Origin of the sequence: Hoylesella timonensis S9-PR14 (assembly GCF_000762405.1) — a bacterium.
In the GTDB taxonomy this organism is placed as follows: Bacteria; Bacteroidota; Bacteroidia; order Bacteroidales; family Bacteroidaceae; genus Prevotella; species Prevotella timonensis_A.
Genome location: NZ_JRPQ01000197.1, coordinates 1 through 3306, shown reverse-complemented (window position 1 = coordinate 3306; position 3306 = coordinate 1). Strand labels below are relative to the sequence as shown.

Here is a 3306-nt window from a genome sequence, read left to right as displayed (position 1 = left end):
GTTTGGTTTGTAAGATCATGTGCTGCGGTCCCAATTCCTTGGCGAGATCCATTATTTTTCCATAAGTCTCTTCATCAAACACGTCAATGCCCAGTCGGATAAATGGGGGTGGTATTTCTCTTCTTCTCCTTGCAATGGATGCAAGCAGATCACCCTCATCCATTTCCAAAACTTTGGCATAGCTACAAATTTGTACTATACTCATGGATACAGCTCCTGTTTCCCATCTTGAGATGGTACTTGAGCTAACTTTCAGTTTTTCAGCGATATACTCCTGTGAGTATCCTTCATGCTCTCGCTTTTCCTTTAGGGTTTTGTGCAACTGTTTCATATGTATAAAGTTACAAAGACACCTAAATTTGAGCAACCCGCCTCATTCAAATGTTTGCATCCCATGCAAGGTGGCTTGCATTAGGTGCAGATGAATATGATGGGCGATGTCAACATGGGATGATTTAATTGGTTTGTTTTCTAGAATTCATAAACGAAAATACATTGTAATAACAATCATTCCAGAACAAAATCAAATAATTTTGAGAAAATCCCTCCAGTGCAAGGTGCAAGTCCCCTTATATATAGGGGCTTGCACCTTGCACTGGAAAGTGTAGCAGTAAAATATCTAAATATTTATGGTACAAAGATTTGGAGGTTAGTACAATTTTATATACTTTTGTACCCAAGAAAAGAGAGCAGTTGTGCTTTCAACAGGTAGTCAGAATGGTNGTCANCAAGCGGTCAAAATACTGCTACAAAAATGCTACACTACNGATTTGTCAAAATTGATAGAACATTTAATTACAACGAGTTAGCAGAGTTTGGTTCATAAACCTCTCTCTCCGCTTTAGGTACTCTGAAATGAATATCAGAGAGAAACCTAAGAAAAACGTAAGTATCATAGCTACAAGTAGTTATGATACTTTTCTTTTATACCCATCCCAAATTTCAGAGTATGCACGGAGGGGGCAGAAACTCCCAAAATNCTCTAAAAAGGCTACAATCAGGCTACACATTTTCAAGGCAAAATAAAAATGTAGCCAAGAGTACATACAGAGNACATAAGGAGTATGCGTAAATTACTGCTATTCAAACAAATATGTTGAACTTTGCAGCGTGATTACAGAGGTGTTTTTGTTACCATACACCACTTCGGGCAACAATGTGTCCGACAAGCTACGGCTACAGATGGCAGGTGTTAGGACAAGACCTCTATTCAGGCTACAACTAAAAGCAGTAAAATGTATGAAAGCTATTTTCAGAGCAGTCTTCTATCTCAGAAGCAATTATGTGAACAAGGAGGGCAAGACCCCTGTCATGCTGAGAATCTATCTCAACAACGAACGCCTTTCCATCGGCTCGACGGGCATTGCTGTCCAACAGTCTCAATGGGACAGGGAGAAGGAACGATTGAAGGGAAGGACAACTGAAGCACTTTCCACCAACCTCGAACTTGACAACATTCAGAGCGGACTCCAGACCATCTTCAAGAAAGTCGAGATGACGGACGAGGTGTCCTTGGAGCGTATCAAGTCGGAGTATCTTGGTAAGAAGGAGGATGTGGACACCCTAATGAGCCTCTTCAACAAGCACAATAGTGACGTTGCACGGCAGGTAGGCGTGTCGGTCGAAGCTGCAACCTTACAGAAATACAACGTCTGCAAGAAACACTTCTCAAATTTCCTTCGTGATAAATACGGTCGGTCTGACATCCGCCTGTCCGAACTCGGCTATATCGTGATACACGACTTCGACATTTATCTTCGAACGGTTGTCGGGCAGAATCCCAACACAGCCACGAGGATGATGAAAACCTTCAAGACGATTACCATTCTGGGCAGGAAACTAGGTGTCCTGCACCATGATCCGTTCCTCAACATCCGTTTTCACATGGAACCGGTCAATCGTGGATTCCTCACAGACGAGGAAATCCTTAAAATTGCCAACAAAGATTTCGGCATCGGTCGTTTGGAACTTGTAAGGGACGTGTTCGTGTTCTCGTGCTTCACGGGACTTGCGTACATAGACGTGTACAACCTCGCTCCTGAAAACATCGTCACGCTCAACGGCAAGCAGTGGATAATGACCAAGCGGCAGAAGACGAGCGTGGAAACCAACGTTCTTTTACTCGATATACCCAAGAGCATCATTGCAAAATATAGTGGCAAGACCTATCGTGATGGCAAACTTTTCCCCATGCTGACGAATCAAAAACTGAACAGTTATCTGAAAGAAATTGCCGATATTTGCGGTATCAAGAAGAACCTGACATTCCACCTCGCCCGGCACACATTTGCCACGATGTCCCTATCCAAGGGAGTTCCCATCGAATCCGTAAGTAAGATGTTAGGACACACCAACATCAAGACAACGCAAATCTATGCCCGTATTACCAATAAGAAGATAGAACACGATATGGATGAGCTGGCTGACAAGTTGGGTACTTTCAATACGGCATTAGGCATTTCCAAAAAATAATGTATATAACCCTAAAATTTTGAATTTATGACAACGACAAAGAAAGAACTTTCCTACTTCCATCTGAAGTTGGAAGCGTATCTCGGAGAGCATTTNCCTGAGAGAGTGAATGACAATGCGTTTATAACCGCTCGCGCAGACGAGGCATTGACGGCTTACTGCGATGCCGTGGCGCAAGGTTTCTCACATCCCGAAGCAGAGACGATGGCAAGCGAGGTGCTGTACCACGACCTACACTTCTCAAAGTATGATACCCTTGTTTCCGTACTGGAGCAGGAGTTTGAGAAGGAACTGCCAAGTCCGCTTCCCGAAAGGTTAGCACTAATTTTGCTGAACAACAAGGCAATTCAAGCGGTATTTGCCAAGTACGAACTCACGGACGACTTTGCGGCAGGTACAGAATACGACAAACTGTACACCGAGCTGACTGGTACAATCGTGCTGCTCATCNAGGTCAATGGTCTGCCNACGATAGGCGGTGAGAACATGGCTTGATACTTCACCATCGGGGGCTTTTGTAGTGTCAAGAGCCAAGATAAACGCTCCACTCCACACGTCAAGAGTTTTNCAAACACTTGTCTTTGGGTCGTTAGAGCATCTTGTTATCGCTCTTGAACTATTAAAAGCCNCGATTATGAAAACAATCATCATGAATCAAGANATTCATCAGCCCGCCTTCATCAAGGCAGACGCATCGTATAAAACCGAGAGGAACAGGCAGCCGCCGACTTCTCCCAAGCAAGTCCGCCNCTTCGGTTGGACACGCTTCATCGAACTCGCCGTTCTGCTTTCCATCGTTATCGGTGCAGTTTACCTTATCTCGAAGATAGTTAC

3 protein-coding genes and 1 pseudogene are annotated in these 3306 nt (G+C 43.9%); 3 read left to right on the top strand and 1 reads right to left on the bottom strand.

The window, feature by feature from the left end:
* Positions 1-331 (bottom strand): helix-turn-helix domain-containing protein (locus HMPREF9304_RS11555; protein ID WP_036929316.1); only part of this gene is annotated, 331 nt, incomplete at its 3' end.
* Between the two features lie 908 nt (positions 332-1239).
* Here HMPREF9304_RS11555 and HMPREF9304_RS11550 point away from each other — a divergent pair.
* From HMPREF9304_RS11550 to HMPREF9304_RS11540, 3 genes and pseudogenes are all read left to right on the top strand, one after another.
* Positions 1240-2472, top strand: a complete 1233-nt coding sequence (locus HMPREF9304_RS11550; RefSeq protein WP_004339662.1) for a site-specific integrase — start codon at positions 1240-1242, stop codon at positions 2470-2472.
* A gap of 27 nt (positions 2473-2499) precedes the next feature.
* Positions 2500-2967, top strand: coding sequence for a DUF1896 domain-containing protein (locus HMPREF9304_RS11545; protein ID WP_036929313.1), 468 nt, complete (start codon positions 2500-2502; stop codon positions 2965-2967).
* Positions 2968-3106: 139 nt separating this feature from the next.
* A pseudogene (locus HMPREF9304_RS11540) lies at positions 3107-3306 on the top strand (hypothetical protein); the annotation flags it as partial.

What these genes read in the sequence shown, in the direction of transcription:
- HMPREF9304_RS11550 (WP_004339662.1), top strand. Translation starts at nt 1,240, where the DNA reads ATGAAAGCTATTTTCAGAGCAGTCTTCTATCTCAGAAGCAATTATGTG.